Here is a 16,886-nt window from a genome sequence, read left to right as displayed (position 1 = left end):
AGGCACAGGAAAGACCTCTCCAAGCCCTCGAACTGACTACGTGTCAGGACCATGCTTGTACACACCGAACCCCAGGTGCCGAGGAGCCCCGATGTCATCGAACCGCGTTCCGACAGCTGCCGGGTGCACGCTCGTGGCGGCCGGTCAGCAGTGGGACGCGATCCGGGTTCCGCGGAGTGTCGGCCTGGCCGCGCTCGCGATCCTCGGCTCTCGGGCTGGCGCCGTCATCGAGGACTCGTTGAGCGCCGCCGTCTACTACCTGGTGCCGTGCGGTACAGCCGCCACCTGGGATGTGGAGGTGGGGAACAGCCGCGCCCTCGGGGCGGGCAGCTCGGTGGCGATTCCTCCGGCGAGGCGTACCGAGGGGCCCGGGCCGTACTGGCGGATCTGTCCTGGCGAGGACGGATGGCTGACCGAGCCGAGCGCGCTTCGCGCGGCGATCGGGGACGCGTTCGGCCCTCGCATCGGAGAGGAGCAGGGATGAACTGGCCAGTTCACGGTCGTGCGGACGGGCGGTATCGGGCGCTGATGAACCACTGCACTGCGTGTGCGGAGTGCAGGAGGAACACCCGAGAGGTATGCCCTGCGGCCGCACGGCTGCGAAACGAGTGGTCGAAGGCCTGGCAGGAAGCTCGGCGATGACGCGCTGCGCCCGCTGCGGGCAACCCATCCAGCCGGGCGAGCGCCACACGGTGGTGATCATCGAGACGGGGTCGGGCGTGGCACCAACCGTCTACGTCCACGAGCCTCGCTGTCCACCGACGCCCCGCCGCGCGACCGCATCCAGCCGCTCGCGCTGAAAGCCCCCGTCGCGTCTTCGAGAGTGGACGCGGCGGGAAAGGTTGGCCGCGACGGCGGACGTAGCACAGCGGTCACCCCGCACCACCCTGTCCAAGCACCCGCCCCGGCCGGTGAATCCCGCAAAGAAGTCCCGGCCCGGGCGGGCCGACCCCCAACCACAGAAGGAGATCGTTGTGAGCGTACCTCCGAACCCGGGCCCCGACCCGACACCCATCCCGATCCTGGCCCGCATGCTCATCACGGACCGCGAGTTCCTGTCCGTCCGTAGCACCGTCATGGACGCCAACCCCGGCATGAACGAGGTGATGGCCGGCCGGATCGTCGAGGAGGGCCTGAAGTTCGTGGCAGCCTGCTCCCGGAACCCGGGAGTCGGGCTGGCGCCATCGCGGATCGTGGACGAGGGCTGGCACGCGCTGCTCTTGCACACCGCGGTGTACGCCGAGCTGTGCGCGCGGCTCGGCGACGAATTCGTGCACCACTACCCGGGCTACGACCCGACGCACTACGACCCGCCGGTCCTGGACCGGACTCGCGAGGCGATCACCGCTCTGGGCTGGGCGGCGGACGAGGAGCTGTGGGTGGCACCGGCGGACGAGGCGCTCGTGTCGGTCGCGGCGAAGTGTCAGCACGCGCCGTCGTGCGCGATCCGGCCGATGCCGAAGCCCGAGTGGCCGTAGCCTCGCCCGTGAAGGGAGGCGACATGTCCGAATGGATCGACCCGCGGTACGCGGAGCTGGTGGCGGCGTGGAAACGCGCGCAGGAGCCGGACTCGCGTGACCCGCGGCAGGAGAGGCCAGTACGGGGGTTCCTGATCCCGTCAAAGGGCTGACGCGTAGAGCACTCGGCGGTCCCGGCTGGCGCTCCCGGCCGGGGCTGCTGCTCTACCGTACGAGGTCGGCCAGTGGTACGCCGATGGCGTCGGCGATGCGGATCAAGGTATCCAATTTCGGGGAGGAGCTGTGCGGCACAGGACGTCCGCCGCCCGGCCGTACGGGAGCTGGTCGCCGACATGGCCGCCCGTGACCGCCGTCGGGCATTGCCCGAACTGCACCACTTCAGCCGCCGACTGGGAGTGCCCGCGTGAGTGACCAGCACGACAAGCCGTTCCTCCAGATCGTGGTCTGCGCGGCCGGGGTCGCCGCAGACGTCGGCCGGCTGATCGACGCCGCGCAGGAGCGCCGCTGGGACGTCGGGGTGATCGCCACTCCTCAGGGGCTCGGCTTCCTGGACGTGGAGGCGATCGAGGCTCAGACCGGCCGTCCCGTCCGCTCGGCCTGGCGATCACCCGGTGAACCCCGCCCGCCTCGGCCCGCAGACGCGATCGCGGTCGCCCCGGCCACCTTCAACACGGTCAACAAGTGGGCCGCAGGGATCTCCGACAACCTCGCCCTGGGCATTCTGCGCGAAGCGCCCGCCCTGGGCGTCCCGGTGGCCGTGCTGCCGTATCTGAACTCTGCTCAGGCCGCTCACCCCGCGCACCGGCAGAGCGTGGACCGGCTGCGTGAGATGGGCGTCCTGATCGGCTCGTACGAGCCTCACCGGCCGAAGGCCGGTGGTGGGGCCGACCGCTACCGCTGGGAGGAAGCGCTGGACTTGCTCGCCTGGACCGGACAACAACAAACCCCAGCCCATTGACCTGGGGCTTCAAGGCGCCCGTCAGCAGTGGTCGGTTGGACTCGCCGCGTAGGGGTGAAGATCACGCTTGGCGGTGCGGTGGGCCGGTACCTGTGGAGTCCCCCACGTCAGGAGGTACTTCATGTTCGTGCGCCAGCTCTGCGGGGCTCTTCTCGGCGCCGCCCTGCTGCTGTCCGCCGCGCCCGCCGCGGACGCCTTCGCCGGCCGGTCGGGGTCCGGTGAGGAGGTGACCGTCGACCGGACCGGGCGCCTGACGTCCGACGGCACCCTCACGCTCTCCGGCCACTACCGCTGCACCCGCGGCGGCGGCCCCGTCTTCGTGTCGTCCTCCGTCTCCCAGCGCGACCCCCGGGTCCGCCACGGCGTCGGGGGCACGCTCGCGCGCTGCGACGGCGCCTGGCACCGCTGGGTCAACTCCGAGCGGCGGCGCGGCGCGTACCACCGGGGCCGGGCGAGCGTCGAGGCCACCGTGATGGAGCTGAGCGGCACCGGCCTGCCGCTGCCCCGCTTCCACGCGGCCCGCGAGCGGGACATCAGGCTCGTACGGAGATGACGTCCGCGCCCGCGGCCGGCCGGTGTCGCGGCCGGCCGCCGGGCGGGACACCGCGAGAGGTCAGGCGCGCTCCAGATAGGCGACCGCGCCCGCCGCGCGCGCGGCGTCGATCGCCGCCAGCCGGTTGAACTCGACCGCCCGCATCTCCCGCCGCCACTCGTCCACCGTCCGCACCCGCCACTCGGTGTGCTCCTCGGCGAGCCGCACCCCGGCGAGCTGGGCGTCGGTGAGTAGGCCGCCGTCGAAGATGAACCCGATGTGGTTGCAGGGCCAGCTCGCGCTCTCCAGCATGAAGTGGACGCCGAGGAGCCGACGTGGCCCCTGGAAGTCGATCCCGGTCTCCTCCAGGCACTCGCGCCGGGCGCCCTCGAACGGGGTCTCGCCCCGTTCCAGGTTGCCGCCGGGCCACTGCCAGACCTCCCTGTTGTCGTGGGAGCGCAGCTGGAAGGGGCGGCCCGCCGTGTCCGTGAAGTACAGGCAGGCGTACGACGAGGCGCGGGCGATGACCTCGATGTACTGTTCCGGCGGCAGCCACCCCGCCGTCACCGCGGGCTCCCGACGCGCAGGAACGCCGCTGACTTCAGCCGCAGTTGCGCGGCGAGGTACTCGGCGGCGTCGGTGCGCATGCGGGCGAGGGCGACCATGCCCGTGATGACGGTGTCGGCGACCTCGGCGTGGACGTCCTGCCATGTGTGGGACGTGCCCTTGCGCGGGTTCGTCCCCCTGACCCCGATGACGGCCTGCGCGGCCTCCCCGAACTCCTCGCCGATCTTGAGGACCTGGAGGACGTGCTGCTCCTCGGCCGTCACACCTCGGGCCGCGTCGGTCTCGGCGAACCGGGCGGCGAGCGCGCGGATCGTGTTCCAGATGTCGTCGGTCATGTCGCTGGGCGGCGGCACATTCATGCCCTCACGGTACGGCGGTCACCGGGCCTTTCGGGACCCGTCGGACAGAACGGCCGAGCCGGACGGCGCACCGCGCACGTTCCCGGCGTAAATCCTTACGGGACCTGCGAGATGACGGTCCGTCTGCCTATAGTCACCGAGAAGGACAACATCTGTTCGAAAGGCAGCGGTCCCATGTCCGACTCCGCCTTGGCGGCGACTTCCCCCGACGGGTGCCTTCGTGTCGTCAGGTGACAGCGACCTCCGGTTACGCCGGTACCGGATCCTGGTGACCGGGTACGCGATCTCGTCGTACGGCACCTTTCTGAACCTGGTCGCCCTCAACCTCTACGTGTACGCGGTGACGGACCGGGCCCTGGCCGTCGGTGTGTTCATGGCGGTACGGCTCGCGGCGGGATTCGTGACCGGCTCGGTCGCGGGCGCCGTCCTCGCCCGATGGTCCGCGAAGAGCGCCATGCTGTGGGCGAACCTGGCCCAGGCGGCGACCCTGGTGCTGCTCGTGCTGGCACCGGACGGCCTGCACACGGCCGCGCTGTGCACGGTCTCGGCGGTGGTCGGCGGCGCCGGCACCCTGTTCATGGTCGCCCTGCGCAGCTCGATCCCGTCCATCGTGGGGGAGGGGCGGCACACCTGGGCCAACTCGCTGATGGTCAGCGGCCGTTCGCTGGCCATGGTCGCCGGGTTCGCCTCCTCGGGCGTGGTGGTCTCGCTGCTCGGCTACACCACGGCGTTCGTGGTCGACATGGCCACCTTCCTGGTCTGCGCCGTCACCGTCACGCTGCTTCCGACGACCCTCGCACCCGGCGGGGACGCCGTCCGCGAGGACGACGGGAAGGGCACGGGGGCGGACGGGAACGACACGGGGGCGGACGGGGAGAAGAACCTCGGCGGGGAGAAGAGCCCGGAGGGGCGACGCGGCGCCCGCCGGCTTCCGGCCGCCGTCGGGGCCCTGGGCGCGGCCCCGGTGCTGGGGCTGATGGTCGCGCTGCGCGGCGTCGACGCCCTCGGCTCCTCCTCGCACAACGCCGCGCTGCCCGTGTACTCGACCCGGCTCGACCCCCACCACCCGGCGGTGTTCGTCAGCGTCTTCTGGTGTGTCTGGGCGCTCGGCAACGTCCTGGTGCAACAGGTGGTGCAGAGCGTCGTCAAGCGGACGGGCGGGTCGGTCGGCGCCCTCGGTTTCGGACTGGGCACCATCGCCATGTCGGCCACCTTCATCCTGGCCTTCGCGGGGTTCCCCTGGGCCGTGACCGTGCCGATCGCCCTGCTGGCGGGCGCGGCGGACGGGCTCACCGAGGTGTCGTACAGCTCGCATCTGCAGACACTGCCGAGCACCCTGCGCACGCACGCCTTCGGGCTGTCCGCCACCGTGGAGAACCTCGGGTTCGGCGTCGGCATGATCGCCGTGGCCGCCGCGCTCGACACCTTCGAACCGCTTCCGGTGGTCGGTGTCGCCCACGGCGCCGCCATCGCACTCGCCCTGGTCTTCGTGGCCCAGGTACTGCGACGGCGCGGGGCACGGGCGGGGGAGGCGGCGGAGGAGCACGACAAGGGAGAAGGCGATGGAGGCCCAGGACCGGGACCGGCGGACAGCCGTCATCGGGATGGCGCTGAGATTTCCGGGGGCTGACACACCGGAGCGGTACTGGCGGGACATCCGGGACGGCGTGTCCCATGTACGGGCCTTCACCGAGGCGGAGTTCGCCTCGGCGGGCGTACCCGAGGCCCACTACCGGGACCCGGACTTCGTCGGGGCCGGCGCCCTGCTCGACGGCGCCGACGGCATCAACGGCGCCCACGGCACGGACGACACCGACGGCATCGACGGTTTCGACGCCGAGTTCTTCGGGATGAGCGGCCGCGAGGCCGCACTGACCGATCCACAGCAGCGGCTGCTCCTCGAGTGCTGCCACCACGCGCTGGAGGACGGCGGCCACGCGGGCTCCGGTGCGCGGATCGGGATGTACGCGAGCGTCGGCTACCGGCTGTACTCGCTGCACAGCTACCTCGCCCACAACATCGGCCAAGGCGCGGCGGCCGGGGACGGCGGGGCCGCGGGCGCCCCCTTCGAGGACTGGGCCGCCGTCAAGCAGGTCCAGATCGGCAACTACCCCGACTTCGCCGCCGGTCGGACCGCCTTCAAACTCGGCCTCGACGGACCCGCGATGACGGTCGCCACCGCCTGCTCCAGCGCGCTGGTCTCCGTCCACCTGGCCTGCCAGGCGCTGCACGCCGGGGACGCGGACCTGATGGTCGTCGGGTCGGCCGCCCTGCACCTGCCGCAGATCACCGGGCATCGCCATGTGCCGGGCTCCACCCTCTCCCCGACCGGCACGGTACGAGCCTTCGACGCGTCGGCGGACGGCACCGTGGGCGGCAACGGCGTCGCCGCCCTCCTGCTCAAGCCGCTGGCGAAGGCACTCGCCGACGGCGACACGGTGCACGCCGTGCTCCTGGGCTCCGCGGTCACCAACGACGGTGCGGACAGGGCGGGTTTCGCGGCTCCCGGCGTGCGCGGCCAGCGGGACGCGGTGCTCGGCGCGCTGGCGAACGCCGGGGTGCGGGCCGACTCCATCGGCTATCTGGAGGCGCACGGCACCGGCACGTTCAAGGGCGATCCGATCGAATTCAGGGCGCTCACCGAGGCGTTCCGCCGCCACACCGACCGCAGGAGCTTCTGCGCACTCGGCTCCACCAAGCCCGCGATCGGCCATCTCGACAGTGCGGCGGGCCTGGCCGGGCTGATCAAGGCGATTCTGGTGCTGCGCCACGGCGTCATCCCCCCGCTGGTCAACTTCAGCCGCCCCAACCCGCTGCTCGGCGTGGCGGAGAGCCCGTTCGTCCTGCCGACCCGGGCGGCGTCCTGGACGGTGGACGGGCCACGCCGCGCGGGCGTGCACGCCATCGGGATGGGCGGCACGAACGCCCACGTGATCCTGGAGGAGGCACCGGCCGCCGCCCCGGCACGGACCGCGAACACCCCCGTGCCCGCCCTGCTGCCGCTGTCCGCGCAGAGCCCCCGGGCGCTCGATCAACTGGCCCGTTCCCTCCGCGACACCCTGGCGGACCGCCGCGGTCCACTACCGGCCGATCCCCTGCCTCCCGGTCCACTGCCCTCCGGCCTGTTGCCTCCCGGTCCACTGCTCTCCGACCTGTTGCCGTCCGAGCTGTCGCCGGCCGATCTGCTGACCACGCTCGCGCTCGGCCGGCGACGACTGCGGCACCGGCTCGTGCTGACCGCGCCCCCCGAGGACTGGGCCGGCGCACTCGACGCGTTCCTCAGGAACCGCCCGGGCGCCGGCCCGGCCGACGGCATGCCGCCCCCCGCCGGGTACCGCACCGGAACGGTCGAGCGGGCCGGCACCGCCGCCTTCCTCTTCAGCGGCCAGGGCGGCGGACGCCCCGGCATGGCCAGGGCACTCGCCGACCGCTTCCCGGTGGTCGCCGAAGTGCTCCACGAGTGCGCCCGCGTCCACCGGGAGGAGACCGGGGAGCACCACTTCCTGGACCGGCTGCTCGGTGGCGAGGGCCCGCGCCGATGGGACACCGCCTTCGCGCAGCCCGCGCTCTTCGCGCTGCAGGTCGCGCAGGCCCGGCTCTGGCGCACGCTCGGCGTCACGCCCTCCGCCGTCGCCGGGCACAGCGTCGGTGAGTACGCCGCGCTGTGCGTCGCCGGAGCCGTGTCGCCGGAGCACGGCATGCGGCTGGTGTGCCGCAGGGGTCTGCTGATGCAAGGCACCGAACCCGGCGCCATGCTCGCCGTCCTCGCGGACCACGGGCGCGTACGGCAGCTGCTGGACGCGCTGGACGGCTCGGCGTACGGCCGCCTTGAGCTGGCGGTGTGCAACGGTCCCCTGAACCATGTGGTGGCCGGCCCGCCCGGTGCGGTGGAGGCGGCCCGAGCCTGGTTGGTCGCGCACGGCGAGAGGAGCGAGCCGCTCCCGGTCGACCGGGCCTTCCACACGGCGCTGCTGGACCCGGTGCTGGACGGTCTGCGCGAGGCCGCGGGGCGGGCCGAGCTACGGCCGGTGGAGGTGACGTTCGTCAGCGGCGTCGACGGCAGGGCCCGTCCGCCGGGCTGGCTGCCCGACGCCGACCACCTTGTACGGCAGGCCCGGCGGACCGTGGACTTCCATGGCGTCCTGCGCACCCTGGCACCCCGAGGACCCCTGCTCGAACTGGGTCCCGGCGCACCGCTGACCGGCCTGGCCCACCGTGCCGTGCCGGACGCGTCGTGCGTCCCGACCCAGGGACATGGCCCCGACCTGGACGGCCTGTGGGCGGCCGTGGCGGGACTGCACTGCGCGGGCGTCGACATCGACTGGGCGGCCCTCCTCGACGGCTGCGGCGGGCGGCGGATCCCGTTGCCGACCTACCCGTTCCAGCACCGGTCCCACTGGGTGGGCCCCGCCCCCCGACCCGGCCCGCCCGTGGGCCCCGCACCCCGACGCACAGCTTCCCTGGAGGACCGCATGACCGAGCAGGCAGTACTCGACCGGGTACTGGAGCTCACCGCACGGCATCTCGGCTACCGCACCGACGAGGTCGCCGCCGGGCGGACCTTCGTCGGGCTCGGGGCGGACTCGCTCCAGTTGATCGGAATGCTGCGGCAGTTGGAGGGCGAGTTCGGGGTGCGTCTGGCCGTTCAGGAGGTCCTGGAGGAGGCGGGCACGCCCGAAGGGGTGGCGGCCCTCATCGCCTCCCGCGCCGGCACACCGGCGCCGGGGCCCGCGCGCCCCGTGGCCGCCGACACCGCCGCCCCGGTCACCGGCACCGAGCGCGCCGGAGCCGACGCCAAGGCCGAGCCCGCCGCATCCCACGAGCCCCTCGGGCCCCAGTACGCCACCCGCGAGGAGGTCGCCGAACTGGCCCGGCAGATCGACCTGCTGGCGAAGACCCAGTCCGCGATGCTCGCCCAACTCTCCGAAGCCGTCACCCTGCTCACCGCCAGGCAGCCCCGATGACCGTCAGCGCGGCGGACGAGGCCGCGGAACTGTCCAGGAAACTCACCGCGCAACTCACCGAGACCGCACGACGCCTCGCACCCCCGACCCCGGTGCCGGGTCCGCCGCAGGCGTCACTACTGGCGCCGGGCCCGGTGGAGGCCGCGCCCCCGGCACCGGACCCGGCACGGACATCCCCGTCCGCTCCAGGTCCGGCCGCCCCCGGCGCACCGGCCCCGCACGGGCCCTGGGTGCCTCCTCCCGAAGGCTCCGGGATGGCCGGTGACGCCGCCACCGCCGCGCAGCGGGCCCACGCCGCGATCCTCGCCCGCCGGCTGGCCGAACGCACCCGCACCTCCAAGGAGCTGGCCCAACGCCATCGGCCGGTCCTCGCCGACAGTCGGGCGGTCGTCGGGTTCCGGCGGTCCATCAAGGAGACGCTGTACCCGCTCGCGGCCCGGTCGGCGCACGGTGCGCGGATGACGGACGTGGACGGCAACGTGTACACGGACATCACCATGGGCTTCGGCGCCCTTCTGTTCGGGCACGAGCCGGAGTTCGTCACCGAGGCCGTACGGGAACACCTCGCTCACGGACTGCGGTTCGGACCCCGGCCCGTGGAGGCCGGCGAGGCCGCCGAACTGCTGGCCGGGCTGACCGGCATGGAGCGCGTGGCGTTCGCGAACTCCGGAACCGAGGCCAACTCGGCCGCGATACGGCTCGCCCGCGCCGCCACCGGCCGTGACCGCGTCGTCGTCTTCCGCGGCTCGTACCACGGCCACATCGACTCCGTCCTGGGCCGCCCGGGCCCGGCCGCCGGGCACACCGTGCCGGTCTCGCGCGGCATCCCGGACAGCGCGGTGTCCGAGCTGCTGGTCCTCGAGTACGGCGACGACCAGGCACTGGAGACGATCGACGCGCTCGGCGACACCATCGCCGCCGTACTCGTGGAACCCGTCCAGTGCCGCAACCCGGCCCTGCGCCCTATCGAGTTCCTGCGCTCGCTGCGTGAACTCACCCGGCGGCGGGGCATCGTGCTGCTCTTCGACGAGATGCTCACGGGCCTGCGGCCCCATCCGCGCGGCGCCCAGCACCACTTCGGAGTGGTCCCCGACCTGGCCACCTACGGCAAGGCCCTGGGCAGCGGGCATCCCATCGGCGCGATCGCGGGCCGCGCCGACATCCTCGACGGGGTGGACGGCGGCTTCTGGCGCTACGGCGACGACAGCCGCCCGAGCGCCGAGACCACCTTCTACGGCGGCACCTACCTGCAGCACCCGCTGTCCATGGCGGCGGCCAAGGCGGTGCTCACGCACCTGACCGCCGAGGGCCCCGCACTCCAGGAGCGGCTGAACGCCCGCACGGACCGGCTCGCGGCGCACCTCGACGCGTTCTTCCGGAACGAGGAATTCCCGCTGGAGGTGGCCCACTTCGGCTCCATGTTCCGGTTCGTCCACCGGGCTGACATGGAACTGCTCTACCAGCACCTGTTGTTGCGCGGCATCTACGTCTGGGAGTGGCGCAGCTTCTACCTGTCCACCGCGCACACCGACTCCGACGCCGAGCGGGTCCTCGACGCGGTGAAGGACTCGCTGCGCGCGCTGCGCGAGGGCGGCTTCTTCCCCACCACCCGGGCCCGCCCCGCCCCGACGAGCACGCGCACGTCCGCACGGACCCGCCGGGCACTCGACTTCGGCGTGTACTTCTTCGGCGACCACCCGGATGCGACCGACATAGCCGACCGAGCCGACGCGGCCGATACACCCGACGCGGCCGATACGCCCAGGACTGCCGACACGCCCGCCGGCGCCTACGACCGCATCATCGAGACCGCGCGCTTCGCCGACGAGCGCGGCTTCAGCTCCCTCTGGCTGCCCGAGCGCCACTTCCACTCCTTCGGGGGCCTGTTCCCCAACCCCTCCGTGCTGGCGTCCGCCCTGGCCCGGGAGACCGACCGGATCAGGCTCAACGCGGGTTCCGTCGTCCTGCCGCTGCACGATCCCGTCCGGGTCGCGGAGGAGTGGTCGGTCGTCGACAACCTCTCCGGTGGACGGGTCGGCCTCGGCTGCGCGACGGGCTGGCACGCACAGGACTTCGCCCTCCACCCGGACCGCTTCGAGCGCCGCAAGGAGATCGGCCTCGCCCACCTGGACGACCTGCGCACCCTGTGGGGCGGCGGCACCCTCACGCGCACGACCGGGGACGGCCGGCGGACCGACGTACGCGTCCACCCGCGCCCGGTGCAGGCCATGCCCCCCATGTTCCTGGCCACCGGCGGGCGACGCGACTCCTACGAGGAGGCGGCGCGGCGCGGACTGGGCGTCGTCACCAACCTGCTGGACCAGACGGTCGAGGAACTCGCTGACCACATCGCGCACTACCGCCGGACCCGGGAGCGGTTCGGGCTCGACCCCGACACCGGCCGGGTGACGGTGCTGCTGCACACCTACCTCGGCGAGGACCACGCGACGGCTCGCGCCCAGGCACTCGGGCCGATGACCCGCTATCTGCGGTCCTCCCTGCGGATGCGTTCCGCGGCGGGCTCACCCGGCGCCGATCCGCGGGACGTGGCCGCCGCGAGCGACGAGGACCTGGACTACCTCCTGCGGCGCGCCTACGACCGCTACTGCGACCGGCGGGCGCTGATCGGCACGGTGGACAGCTGCTCGCCGGTCGTGGAGGCGCTGCGGGAGGCGGGGGTGGACGAGATCGCCGCGCTGGTCGACTTCGGCATGCCGGCCGAGCTGATGCGCACCGGCCTGGAGCACCTCGACGCGCTGCGCCGCCGCCACCAGCGGGCCGAGGCGCCGTCGGGCGGCGGGACCCGGCCGGCCCGGGAGCCGGAGTCGGAGGACGGCGGGCCCCGGCCGAACGCGGAGGCGCCGGCGACCGACGCGCAGCGGCGGCTGTGGCTGGCAAGCCGGCTGATGGCGGGCCGGGCCGCGTACAACGAGATCCAGGCGGTGCGGCTGCGCGGGCCGCTGGACCGGAACGCGCTGCGGACCGCCGTCGCCGGGCTGGTGGAACGGCACGAGGGGCTGCGGACGGTGTTCCGGACCGGTGGGGGCGCCGACGGGACGGTCCGCCAGGTCGTACGGACCGGGATGATCATCCCCCTCCAGGTCACGGACGCCCGGGGCCAGGACCCGGACGCGGCTCTCGCGGCGCTGCTGCGCGAGGAGAGCAGCCGGCCCTACGACCTGGCCGAGGGACCCCTGTGCACGCCGCGGCTGCTGACCCTCGCGGACGACGACCACGTCCTGGCGCTCGGCCTGCACCACATCGTCACCGACGCCCACTCGGCGGGCATCATCGCCTCCGACCTGCAGGAGCTGTACACGGCCGCCGTCGAAGGCCGCCCGGCGCGCTTCCCGAGACCCGCCGGGACCACGCTCGGCGCCCCGGAGCCCCACCGCGACCCGGCCGACCTGGACTGGTGGCTGCGCCGGCTCACCCCGCTCCCTCCGGCGCCGGCCCTGCCCACCGACCGGCCCCGGGGCCGGTCGGTCGCCGGGAACGGCTCGGCCGAGGAGATCCGCCTGGACGGCGACCGTACGGCCGCCCTCCAGGAGTGGAGCGGCCGGCACGGTGTGACGCTCTTCGCCACGCTGCTCACCGCCTGGCAACTGGTGCTGCGCGAGCGCTGCGGCCAGGACGAGTTCGTCATCGGCTCGACCTTCGGACGCCGTACGCCCGAGGCGGCCGACACCGTCGGATTCCATGTCGCGCTGCTCCCTCTGCGGGTCTCGCTCACGCGGACCACGCCTCTGGCCGACGCCGTACGAGCCACCCGCGACGCGCTGTTCGAGGCGGAGGAACACCAACACGTCGATCTGGACGCGCTGTTGACGGCCGTCAACCCCGACCGGGGCCACCCACGGCCGCTGATCACCGTGTCGGCGGACCTCGACACCGCGCCGCTGGCCCGGATCCGGCTCCCGGGGCTGCGGGCCGAGGAGGTCGAGGGGGGCAGCGAATCGGCGCCGCTGGAGATGGGTCTGATGGCGATCCGGAGCGGGCGGGGCCTGCGGCTGCGGATCCGCTACGACACGGACCTCTTCGACGCGGACACCGTCCGGGACCTCCTCGCCGACCTCGACCGCGTCCTGGCCGCCATGGCCGGCGGCGAGGCGCGACGCGTCGGCGAGACGGCCGCCGCCCGCCCTCCGGCCGCGCACCCGATCCCCGCCTCCGCCTCCGTCCCCGCCCCCGTCCCCGTCTCCGTCCCCGTCCTCACCCCCGACGCGGGCTCCCCGGCCGAGAAGCTGCGCGCCGTCTGGAAGTCCGTCCTCCAGATCGACACAGTGGACGACGACGCCAACTTCTTCGATCTCGGGGGTAGTTCGATCTCCGCCATCAGGCTCGTCAACCGGGTGCGCGACGTGCTGGACGTCGACGTCGCGCTGGACGTCTTCTTCGCCGACGCGACCCTGCGCGCCCTGACCCGATCCCTGGCGGCCCCGGAGGCCGGGGACGTGGTCGACCGGGCCCCGGTCAGCGACCAGCAGAACCGGATGATCGCCGGCCACCGCTCCTTCCCGCAGCCCCAGATCTGGAACATCCCCACCAGGATCCGGTTCGAGGGCGCCCTGGACCCGCAGGCGCTGCGCTCGGCGCTCACCGCGCTGGTGGCCCGGCACACCGCCCTGCGCACCCGCTACACCCAGGACGGGCAAGGCCGTTGGTGGCAGGAGGTGGTGGCCCCGCGACCGCCGCGCATGCCGCTGGACGACCTGACCCGCCTGGCCCCCGAGAAGCGGGCCGCGCGCGCCGAGCGACTGTGCCGCGACCTGGCCTCGACCCCGTTCGACCTGGCGTCGCCGACGACTCCCCGGTTGCGGCTGCTGCGGCTCGCCGAGGACGCATGGGTCCTGATGTTCGTACTGCACCACATCAGTGCCGACGGCTGGGCCTGCTCGGTCCTCCTGTCCGAACTCGCCGCCCTGTACACGGCGGCCGTGGCCAAGCGGCCACCCGCCCTCGACGCGCCCTCCTCGCAGGCCACGGACTACGCCCGGCGCCAGCTGGCGACCAGGGACGACAAGGCCGAGGCGGAACGGGCCGCGCACTGCGCCGCCTATCTGAAGGGCGTCCCCTGCCGGCTCGACACCCCCACGGACCATCCGCGGCCCGGGAAGCTGAGCGGGGACGGCGACACCGTACGCGGCGTCATGTCCGGTGAGGTCCGCGCCGCGGTGGAGGAGCTGGCCGCCGACAGGCGTGTGACCCCGTTCGCGGTCGCGGCGGCGGCACTCGGCGTCCACCTCGCCCGGCTCGGCGACCAGCGGGACGTCCTGCTGAGCGTCCCCTACGTCAACCGGCACGGCTCGCACACCGAGTCGCTGGTGGCGATGGTGTCCACGGCCGTGATGGTCCGCGTCCGGGTGGACGCCGAGGACACCTTCGCCGACCTGGTGGCGCGGACCGCGGCGGGCGCGCTGGGCGCCATGGCGAACGTCCTGCCCACCGCGCGCATCATGCGGGCCATGCGCGACGCGGGCGCGGACGAGGTGCCCGACCGCGTGCCGCACGTGCTCGCCTTCCAGAACTACGCCGACACGGAGGTCGAGTTCCCCGGCCTGGTGACCCTGGTCGAGGACGTGGCCCCACCCGTGGCTCGCGCGGAACTGTGCTTCGGCATCACACCGCGCCGGGACGCCGACCACGGCTACCGGACCTTCCTGGAGTACTCGACCGACCTGTGGGAGCGGGAGTCCGCCGAGGACATCCTCGCCTCCTACACCACGCTCCTCGAGGAGCTGTGCGCACGGCCCGACCAGCGGCTCACAGCGTTCATCAACCCCCACACGACGCCCCGGGAGGCGGACGCCGAATGACACCCCCCATCGACCGCAGCCACACCGAGGACCTGCTCGCCTTCCTCAGGGACGGCTCCTCGCCCTACCACGTCGTCGCCGAGGCCGCGCGACGGCTGGAGAAGGCCGGCTTCACCGAACTCGGCGCGTCCGCCCGCTGGACGGGACGCACCGGAGGCAGCTTCGTCGTCCGCGGCGGCGCCCTGATCGCCTGGTACGTCCCCGAAGGCGCCCCGCCCCACGCGCCGTTCCGTATCGTCGGCGCCCACACCGACTCGCCCAACCTCCGCGTCAAGCCGACCCCCGACATCGGCAGGGCGGGATGGCGCCAGATCGCGGTCGAGGTCTACGGCGGCGTCCCGCTCAACACCTGGCTCGACCGGGACCTCGGCATCTCCGGCCGGCTCACGCTGCGGGACGGCGGCACGACCCTGGTCAAGATCGACGAAGCGCTGTTCCGGGTGCCGCAGCTGGCCATCCACCTGGACCGCTCCGTCAACGAGGGTCTGGCGCTCGACCCGCAGCGTCAGACCCAGCCCATCTGGTCCCTGGGAAGGCCGGAGCAGGGCGCGCTGCTGCGCCGCATCGGGGAGCACGCCGGTGTGGAGCCGGAGGGCATCATCGGCTGGGACCTGATGCTGCACGACATCCAGCCGCCCGGCCTGCTGGGCGCCGACCGGGAGTTCCTGGTGTCCGCCCGCCTCGACAACCTGATCTCGGTCCACGCCGGCGTCACCGCGCTGACGGCCGCCGCCGACCACTGGACCAGGAACACCGCCCCCGACGGACGGTTCCGCGTCCCGGTGCTCGCCGCCTTCGACCACGAGGAGGTCGGCAGCGGTTCCGAGACCGGCGCGCAGAGCCCCCTTCTGGAGCGGGTGCTCAGCCGTTCGGTCGCCGCGCGCGGGGGCGACGGCGAGGACTGCGCGCGGGCGTTCGCGGGCGCGCTGTGCGCGTCGGCCGACATGGCGCACGCCGTGCATCCCAACTTCAGCGAACGGCACGACCCGGACAACCATCCGCTGCCGGGCGGCGGACCGGTCGTGAAGGTCAACGTCAACCAGCACTATGCCACCGACGGCACCGGCCTCGCCGCGTTCGCCGCGGCGTGCGAGCGGGCCGAGGTGCCCTGGCAGCGGTTCGTGTCCAACAACGCCATGCCCTGCGGCACCTCCATCGGGCCCATCACCGCGGCCCGCCTGGGCGTGACGACGGTCGACGTCGGAGTGCCCGGGCTGTCCATGCACTCCGCTCGTGAACTGGCCGGGGCCGCCGACCCGGGCCATCTGACCCGGGCGCTGACCGAACTGGTCACCACCGGCTGAACCCGTCCCACCCCCGTACGTCCCCCGCACCCGTACGCCCCCACCACCGCCGGGCGGCGGCCATGCCGCCCGGCGACCGGCGAACCCGGCTCAGGAGAGACCGCGACGTGTCCACCGCCACCTTCACCCTCAACGGAGCAGACCCGCGGGAAGCGGCGCTGCGCGTCCTGATCGTCCCGCACGCGGGCGCGGGGGCGGCGAGCGGCCTGGCCTTCGCGGAACACGCCCCCGCCGGCTGGCTGGTGGCGACCGCCCGCCTGCCGGGGCGGGAGTCGCGCCTGCGCGAGAGCGTCCCCGCGCTGCCCGGTCTGGTGGACGACGTCGTCGCCACGGCCCGCGCCCTGCCCGGCACGGCTCCGCTGATCGTGCTCGGCGCGTGCTCCGGCGCCGTCATCGCCCTGGAGGCCGTGCGCACCCTGGAACGCGAGGGCGGCGCGACGGTCGCCGGGCTCATGGTGGTGTCGCAGTGGGCCATGACGGAGCGGCCCGACCCGGACCGCCGTTCGGTGAGCGACACCGACGACACCGCGGAGATCCTCCAGATCCTCCAGGAGTACGGCGGGGCGGACGCGGTGCCGCGGGCGCTGGCCGGAAACCCGGAGATGCTCGCCCTGGCCCTGCCGCCCATCGTCGCGGACGTCCGCGCGGTCGAGGGCCACCGCTGCGCCCCGACCCCGCCGCTCCGCTGCCCGCTGCTCACCGTCTTCGGCGACGAGGACCCGCTCTGCCCCGAGGAACGGGTCGCCGACTGGGCCCTGTTCGGCGAGGACATCCGCACCGCCTGGGTACCGGGCGGCCACATGCTGCTGACGCAGAGCCCCGCGCTGCTGGTGGACGCCCTCAGGGGCAACCTCGACCAGTTCGGGTCCGCCGCGGAACAGCGCTGACACATCAGGCATCAGACGTCA

The 16,886-nt window shown here is 73.5% G+C and carries 12 protein-coding genes and 1 pseudogene; 11 read left to right on the top strand and 2 right to left on the bottom strand.

Annotation, left to right across the window (positions count from 1 at the left end; translation table 11 throughout):
• The first annotated feature begins 91 nt into the window (after positions 1-91).
• From AB0C59_RS20750 to AB0C59_RS20725, 6 genes and pseudogenes are all read left to right on the top strand, one after another.
• On the top strand, positions 92-484 hold the full coding sequence (locus AB0C59_RS20750) for a hypothetical protein (RefSeq protein ID WP_363006581.1): 393 nt from the start codon (positions 92-94) through the stop codon (positions 482-484).
• Positions 485-1,031: 547 nt separating this feature from the next.
• Positions 1,032-1,478, top strand: a complete 447-nt coding sequence (locus tag AB0C59_RS20745) for a hypothetical protein (protein ID WP_363006628.1) — start codon at positions 1,032-1,034, stop codon at positions 1,476-1,478.
• 23 nt (positions 1,479-1,501) lie between these two features.
• Positions 1,502-1,630, top strand: a complete 129-nt coding sequence (locus tag AB0C59_RS20740) for a hypothetical protein (protein WP_363006579.1) — start codon at positions 1,502-1,504, stop codon at positions 1,628-1,630.
• Between the two features lie 126 nt (positions 1,631-1,756).
• Positions 1,757-1,885, top strand: a pseudogene (locus AB0C59_RS20735) (transcriptional regulator); the annotation flags it as partial.
• The gene (locus AB0C59_RS20730; RefSeq protein WP_363006577.1) at positions 1,882-2,436 is read left to right on the top strand and encodes a flavoprotein; all 555 of its coding nucleotides are present in this window, start codon (positions 1,882-1,884) and stop codon (positions 2,434-2,436) included. The pseudogene AB0C59_RS20735 and the gene AB0C59_RS20730, both read left to right, overlap by 4 nt.
• Before the next feature lie 121 nt (positions 2,437-2,557).
• Positions 2,558-2,989 carry a DUF6299 family protein gene (locus AB0C59_RS20725; RefSeq protein WP_363006575.1) on the top strand — a complete coding sequence of 144 codons (432 nt, stop codon included), beginning with the start codon at positions 2,558-2,560 and terminating at the stop codon, positions 2,987-2,989.
• A 60-nt stretch (positions 2,990-3,049) separates the two neighbouring features.
• On the opposite strand, the gene AB0C59_RS20720 is transcribed toward AB0C59_RS20725, so the two are convergent.
• Entirely contained in the window at positions 3,050-3,535 is a 486-nt protein-coding gene (locus AB0C59_RS20720; RefSeq protein WP_363006573.1) for an NUDIX domain-containing protein, read from the bottom strand.
• Complete coding sequence (locus AB0C59_RS20715) at positions 3,532-3,894, bottom strand: MazG-like family protein (RefSeq protein WP_363006571.1); 363 nt, start codon at positions 3,892-3,894, stop codon at positions 3,532-3,534. The genes AB0C59_RS20720 and AB0C59_RS20715 overlap by 4 nt, the downstream gene beginning before the upstream one ends.
• A 220-nt stretch (positions 3,895-4,114) precedes the next feature.
• On the opposite strand from AB0C59_RS20715, the gene AB0C59_RS20710 reads away from it, so the two are divergent.
• The 5 genes from AB0C59_RS20710 (at position 4,115) to AB0C59_RS20690 (ending at position 16,865) form a co-directional block, all read left to right on the top strand.
• Positions 4,115-5,524 carry an MFS transporter gene (locus AB0C59_RS20710; RefSeq protein WP_363006569.1) on the top strand — a complete coding sequence of 470 codons (1,410 nt, stop codon included), beginning with the start codon at positions 4,115-4,117 and terminating at the stop codon, positions 5,522-5,524.
• On the top strand, positions 5,457-8,858 hold the full coding sequence (locus AB0C59_RS20705) for a beta-ketoacyl synthase N-terminal-like domain-containing protein (protein WP_363006567.1): 3,402 nt from the start codon (positions 5,457-5,459) through the stop codon (positions 8,856-8,858). Before AB0C59_RS20710 ends, AB0C59_RS20705 begins: the two co-directional genes overlap by 68 nt.
• A complete protein-coding gene (locus AB0C59_RS20700) occupies positions 8,855-14,674 on the top strand; it encodes a MupA/Atu3671 family FMN-dependent luciferase-like monooxygenase (RefSeq protein ID WP_363006565.1) in 5,820 nt (1,939 codons plus the stop codon). Before AB0C59_RS20705 ends, AB0C59_RS20700 begins: the two co-directional genes overlap by 4 nt.
• The gene (locus AB0C59_RS20695) at positions 14,671-15,978 is read left to right on the top strand and encodes a M18 family aminopeptidase (RefSeq protein WP_363006563.1); all 1,308 of its coding nucleotides are present in this window, start codon (positions 14,671-14,673) and stop codon (positions 15,976-15,978) included. The genes AB0C59_RS20700 and AB0C59_RS20695 overlap by 4 nt, the downstream gene beginning before the upstream one ends.
• Positions 15,979-16,085: 107 nt before the next feature.
• Positions 16,086-16,865, top strand: coding sequence for a thioesterase domain-containing protein (locus tag AB0C59_RS20690; RefSeq protein ID WP_363006561.1), 780 nt, complete (start codon positions 16,086-16,088; stop codon positions 16,863-16,865).
• Positions 16,866-16,886: the final 21 nt, after the last annotated feature.

The organism is Streptomyces sp. NPDC048664 (genome assembly GCF_040650555.1).
In the GTDB taxonomy this organism is placed as follows: domain Bacteria; phylum Actinomycetota; class Actinomycetes; order Streptomycetales; family Streptomycetaceae; genus Streptomyces.
This window is presented reverse-complemented; position numbering and strand designations above follow the sequence as displayed.